Origin of the sequence: Sporocytophaga sp. (genome assembly GCF_017745095.1) — a bacterium.
In the GTDB taxonomy this organism is placed as follows: Bacteria; Bacteroidota; Bacteroidia; order Cytophagales; family Cytophagaceae; genus Sporocytophaga.
Genome location: NZ_JAGHZZ010000030.1, coordinates 45285 through 51575 on the forward strand (window position 1 = coordinate 45285; position 6291 = coordinate 51575).

5 protein-coding genes are annotated in these 6291 nt (G+C 34.1%); 4 read left to right on the forward strand and 1 reads right to left on the reverse strand.

The window, feature by feature from the left end; all coding sequences use genetic code 11:
• Positions 1–86 precede the first annotated feature (86 nt).
• The 4 genes from J7604_RS24575 to J7604_RS24590 are packed head-to-tail and all read left to right on the forward strand — an operon-like array spanning position 87 to position 5374.
• Entirely contained in the window at positions 87–692 is a 606-nt protein-coding gene (locus J7604_RS24575; protein WP_293902372.1) for an RNA polymerase sigma factor, read from the forward strand.
• The gene (locus J7604_RS24580) at positions 689–1330 is read left to right on the forward strand and encodes a hypothetical protein (RefSeq protein WP_293902375.1); all 642 of its coding nucleotides are present in this window, start codon (positions 689–691) and stop codon (positions 1328–1330) included. Before J7604_RS24575 ends, J7604_RS24580 begins: the two co-directional genes overlap by 4 nt.
• Positions 1331–1343: 13 nt before the next feature.
• Positions 1344–2252: a hypothetical protein gene (locus J7604_RS24585; RefSeq protein ID WP_293902378.1), complete on the forward strand. Its 909-nt coding sequence runs from the start codon at positions 1344–1346 to the stop codon at positions 2250–2252.
• A 59-nt stretch (positions 2253–2311) separates the two neighbouring features.
• Positions 2312–5374, forward strand: a complete 3063-nt coding sequence (locus J7604_RS24590) for a T9SS type A sorting domain-containing protein (protein ID WP_293902381.1) — start codon at positions 2312–2314, stop codon at positions 5372–5374.
• A gap of 198 nt (positions 5375–5572) precedes the next feature.
• Here the strand turns inward: J7604_RS24590 and J7604_RS24595 are convergent, their stop codons facing one another.
• Positions 5573–6184, reverse strand: a complete 612-nt coding sequence (locus J7604_RS24595) for a sigma-70 family RNA polymerase sigma factor (RefSeq protein WP_293902384.1) — start codon at positions 6182–6184, stop codon at positions 5573–5575.
• Positions 6185–6291 lie beyond the last annotated feature (107 nt).

Consider the following 6291-nt stretch of genomic DNA (forward strand, 5'->3'; position numbering starts at 1 on the left):
TGCCTGTTTTATTAATTAGTATAGAAAAAAAATACTTTATTCTGTAATACAGCGTAATTATCCAGTCTTATTATCTGAAATCAGATATGTCTGAGGTAGAATTAATAAAAAAGATTCAAAACAAAGATAAAGCGGCGATAAAGGAATTGTACCTCCGATATTCTCCGGTGATGCTAAGCATTTGTGTGCGTTACTGTGGCAACAGGGAGGATGCCAAAGATGTAATGCATGAGTGCTTTATCAAAATCATTACTCAAATAGGTAAATATTCCGGCAAAGGAAATTTCGAAGGCTGGATGAAGCGGATAATGGTCAATGCTTCTCTTGATTTTTATAAACGTAAACGTAAAAACGAACATATAGAAATTGAAGAGGGACATTTCAGTACTTCTGCTGCTGATGATGATGTATTTTCTGGAAACAGTATTGATAAGAGAGATGTTGGAGGCAATCCCAATGACCTCATACTTAGAGCCGATTTTAGCAAAGAAGAAATCATTGAAAGTATTTATCAGATTCCTGAAAGCTACAGAATCATTTTTAATTTATTCGTCATTGAAAATTATGCTCACCCTGAAATAGCACAAATGCTCGGTATAGAAGAAAATACCAGCCGAACGCGCCTTTTCAGAGCTAAGGAAATGATTAAAAAAGTATTGCATCAAAAAAGTATCGAACGGTTAGCCAAATGAGTAACGATAATTCACATAGCGAAAAACTACCTGTAGAAGATCTCTTTCGTGATGTCTTTAGCGATCATAAGGAGACTGTGAATGAAAAAGACGTTGAGCAGTTTTTAGGTCAGTTGGAAGACACCGGTTTTTTTGATAAGAATAAAAGAAGACCGCTGTTTATATTTTTTTTAACATCTGTCATAGTTGGCGGAACAATATTCTATTTTACATTACAATTTCAGAAGGGTAATCAAAAAGCTACCAACAATCGATCCGCTAAAATTTCCGATATACCTGCATCTGGAGCTACAGAGAATTGTGATGAAGAAGATGTGACTGAAAATGGTGAAGAATCAAATAGAGAACACAATATAATTCAGAAAAAGGTATCTCAACCTATTTCTGATGTGAGCAATAACTCACAGAATGTTCATCATAAGGAAACTGCAGTAGATAATCAAGTCCATATTGCAGAACCTGAAATACAGGCAAAAGATACTATTATTACCGATGTAATTCCTGTTCTGCCTGTATCCAAACGTCAGAAAGACAGCATAAGGATAAAATACATTATACAGGTAGATACAATTAAAACAATAGATTCTCTGAACATAAGAAAACGAAAGTGGGAGAAGATGAAAGGGAAGAATAAATAAAGACATTTTCTCTATGAAATATTGGTTTTTATTATCGTTGATTTTCTTCTGTTATACTCAGGTTATGTGTCAGGATATCCGCTACGACACGACGTATCAGGTGACTTATGAAAATGGGATTAAAGATTCCGTTATAGTGATTTATAAGCGTGTTATCGTCAATGAGAAATTTTATATTGTTGACAGTACTCAAAAGTACAGGTGGGCATTGGATGCACATGTAGATCCTTTTATAACAGCTTCCAGACTTAAATCATATCATTTCACCTCTCCGGAGATCAATAATCATAACAAAGAAGTAAAGTATACAGGACAATCCATCGGATTCAATTTTTATAGTACTGGTAAAATGATTGATATCAGAGTTGGACTGAACTTTTCCAGATATACAATTTCTCTGAAAAGTAGCAGAAATGTATTTACTCAAACGACTACAAAATATCTGGAAAATGATACTCTTGACACTTACTACACAGTTGATGATAATGGTCAAATAACTTACTTCTACATTATAGAACCTCAGGAAAAAACCAGAATTGATACTAAAACAGAATTCCAAAATAATTCTGCAATAGGTAAATTTTATTATACACAAATTGTTTTGCAGGGTGCATACAAAAGGACAATTAAGAACTGGGATCTATTACTATTTGCAGGTCCTGTAGCCGATATATTAATAACATCAAGAGGAAATATATTGAATGAAAAAGGAGATAAGGTTTCATCCAGAGAAGTTAGCATTAATAAACCAACTATAAATTTTCAAGCTAATTTACAGACCTGCTACCATCTTTCACCCAGAATACAACTTTTTGTAGAACCTTATTTCCAAAAGTTTTTATTCTCATTTAATAAAGAGCAATATGCCCTTTACCCAAGGAATTTTATAGGGCTCAAAAGCGGATTAAAATTTTCTCTATAATTTTTTGTAACACCTGATTTTTTTTCTGTCTGGTCTATAGAAACTAAAAAGCTACAACTATGAAAGCGAACTTTTATTCAGTTAAAGATTATGGAATTCACACCTCCCGGTGTTTCATTATCTTCTTTTTATTAATGATTCTTATTAACGGCAGAAGTATAGCTCAATTAACTATACCTTATCTAAGTGAACCTATTGATGCTTCACTTAAAGACACTGCATACTTCTCCGCCTGTCGTTTTCCATATTCTGTTTCCAATATATTGCCAGGAAACAGCGAAACTGTCCAATGGAAAGTTGTCAAAGGAACTGTTAGTATCATGCTGGAGACACAGGCTAATATGCAGGTGAGAGATATAAAAGGTGATACTGCAATTCTTACATATACCATTTATAATCCGGACAAAGTTGCCAGGTTTATTGATACTCTGTGGTTATTCAAAACAAACAGTCTGCCTTGTTCTATTATAGATAGATCGTGGCCTTTGCCTTCTGTAAAATGCGGAGACACTATTACATTGTATTCTAAATTTCCTATAGGCTATAATCACAGATGGACTACCACTTCAACAAATGCTGAAATTATTGATGGAGCAACAACTGGTACACTTAAAGTGAAACTTCTTACAGCGGGAAACTTTATCATTAATGTAAATGCTTTTTCTGCAAATGACTATAATACATTTTTTGATTCTTATGCATTAAGCGTAACTTGTTCAGCACCAACTGTAACACAAGCAGAAGCCGGCCCTAATCAAAACCTTACTCCATGTCAGTATCCTTTTACATTGTCTGGAAATGCTCCTGCATCGGGCGAAACGGTAAAATGGGAAGTTGAAACAGGCTCTGCATATATTCAGAATGAGGATAGTAAAGACCTTAGAATTCTGGATATAAGTAATGGAACAAGGTTAAAATATACAATTACCAGAGGTGATCTAACAAGTATTGATTATGTCAGCATTTCGACAGATTCCGTCCTTACAGATAAATGTAATCCGGTTATTAGTAACACAAATCCCAAGTGCGGAGATACAATTTCCATTGATTTCTCATGGAACAATCAATTTCAATACATTTTGCAATGGACGACTCCAGATGGCCTTTCTCTTATCAGTCAAACATCCGTAAGTGCAAAGTTTAAAGTATCTATCGGAGGACCAATGACTTTACTTGTTTTATTAAAAAGCAACTATAATACTTTTGCAAAGAGAATTTCAATTAATGCTACTTGCCCTCAGACTTCTTTAACTAAAGCTAAAGCTGGAAGTGATATTTATATATTACCATGTCAGTTTCCTTATACTCTTTCTCCTGAAAGTGTACCGCAATTAGGTGAAACTGCAAAATGGGAAGTTGTTCCAGGGACAGGAATTGCTTATCTATTAAATGAAAATTCTCCTAAGGCAATATTAACCGATGCCCTGAACGGAACACGTTTGAAATACACAATCACAAATGGAAGTCAATCTTCTACTGATACCTTAACTGTAAATATTTTGGGCACGCTATGCGATCCGTTTATTTCTAATCGTGCTCCAAAATGTGGTGATACGGTACATATTTATTTTAATAACCCGAGCATTGCATCTTATACATTCAAGTGGGAGTTTTCAGGAATAACTCCTTACTATACAACTGATGCAAGTGCAGGTTTAATCATGACTAAAACTGGTAATTACCGGATAAATACAACTGTTATATCTCCTCATCAGCTAAATACTGTTACCAATACAATTACATTAAGTTCAACATGCTCGTCTTCTGTTACACAGGCAAATGCAGGCGAACATTATCAAACAGTAACCTGTAATAATCCCATCTTACAGAACGCAAATAGTCCTGGTCCAAATGAAATGGGTGAGTGGAAGCTTCTAACAGGTAATGCTGTCATTACAGAAAAAAATAATCCTAAAACAACAATAACAAATGTCAGTTCCGAATTGCTTGTTTTGGTTTGGACAATATCAAATGGTTCAGCTTCTTCATCAGATACTATTAGAATCAGTGTAATACCACTTAAAGTAACATTCGTCAATATTAAAAATGCTACATGCAATGAAAGTGACGGGAGTGTTAAATTGCAGATAAAGTATGGAACATCATTTAATGTAGAGCCTCTGTATTGTCAAGTTACATGGGAAAATGGCTCTTCTGATACCATACGTCGTAATCTTCCATCAGGTAGTTATTACGTTTCGGTAGTTGATAGGGATGGTTGCAAGGCAACAGATACTGTCAGGATTTCAGACAACTGTAATGAAGTAAAAAGATATAGCGTTGAAGGTAATGTTTACGGAGGAGTAAATTTATATAAAAACGGTCTTGCATTACTTATAAAACAGAATGAAAGTTTTCCTGTTGCGGTCAATAGTGTTCATGTTAAAAACGGTTATTACAAATTCACAGGAGTAGAAAAAGGAGAATATACCGTATATGTTCTACCTTATAAAGATTCTTTATTAACTATTCTGGATGACTATTTCTTGCCTACTTATTATGTGAATAAGGTAAGTCTAACAACTGCAAATCCTATTCAGGTAAAAGGCAATACTTACAGTGTAGATATAAAGCTTGCTGAAAGGAAACAATCTAACATAGGACCTAATAATGTTAAAGTGAATATTGATCCCAAAAATGGATCTCCTATTTCTACATTCCCAGTGTTATTATTCAATGAGAAAAATGAATTGGTTGATGCAGGTTTCTTTGACGGAACATCAGTATACTTTGATAATTTGGCAAGTGGTAAATATTTTGTGGCAATGGCTATAACCAATGATGGATACAAAAACTCTGCTTTGTTTGAAGTAAATAACGCACGAATAATTGTTGATGCTGAACTTAAAGACGGAACCGTTACCAGTACAGAAATTTCAATTGACAACACTATTCGTGCTTTCCCAAATCCATTCAAAGATCAGCTTACTATTGAAATTACAAATGTAACCAGTGAATGCAAGGCGAGATTAATTGATCCAATTTCTGTGAAAGAAGTAAAAGTATTCTCAGTCATTTCTGGTCAGAATCTGGTAAACATGGATGATCTTGCTGCAGGGTTCTATATACTTCAGATTGAAAATGGAGGTGAAGTTAAAAATGTAAGTATTATTAAACAATAAAAATCATTTACCAATTAACCTTAGCCCCTGTTAACCGCAATGGGGGCTTTTTTATTTCAAAGTTATTTAGTTGTGAGTTTTACTTTCGAGAGGTAACTAACTTAGTAAGTTACTGATAGGTAGACTGCTGTATTCAGCAGAACCAGATGGGATTCGTATTAGATGTAAAAAGATTAAAGGATAAATTCTAAATTTATCTTACCTGATCATATCAAGCATTTCCATTACTTCAGAATAAACAACTTCACTTCGATCCGCAGGAAAGATAAACAAATCAGGTAGGTTCAGACTATCAATGCAAAGGTTATCATTCAAAAATGCTTTAGCCCTGATTAATCTGTCATTGACTTCTTCTTCAGGTATCTCCAAAGATATGGCAACTTCTTGCACATTAGCCCTTTCAACTTCAACCATCACATAAACTGATCTTAGTGTTCTCGGCAAACCATCAACAGCACTTTCAAGAATTTCTTTAAACCCTATATTAGACACTCCAATATCAGGTATACCGCGTTTTTTGAAGGCATTGAAAAAATCCTTACTAAACCAACTTGATTTATTAAGCCTCACTGAAATGATACTTAACAAAATTCTTGTAAGCCAGACAGAAAACTCCATATCCTCTTTAAATTGAGATAGTCTTAAAAAAGCTTTAAGGAAAGTTTCTTTAAGAATATCATCTACGTCTGCATCATGCCTCGTAACTGACCTGGTAATTCTGAAAAGTCTTTGATTATATTTTTTTATAATTATACCAAAGAGTTTCTTTTCACCATTACGAATTTTATCAATTAACTCAAGCTCCGTCATAATTCCCCTTATACGTGATTGGGAAAAATATGTAACCATATGTCAAAAAATATTTGTCTTTTAAACCATAGTTTACACGTGCCAAATAGGAGAGTAACGACCATGAT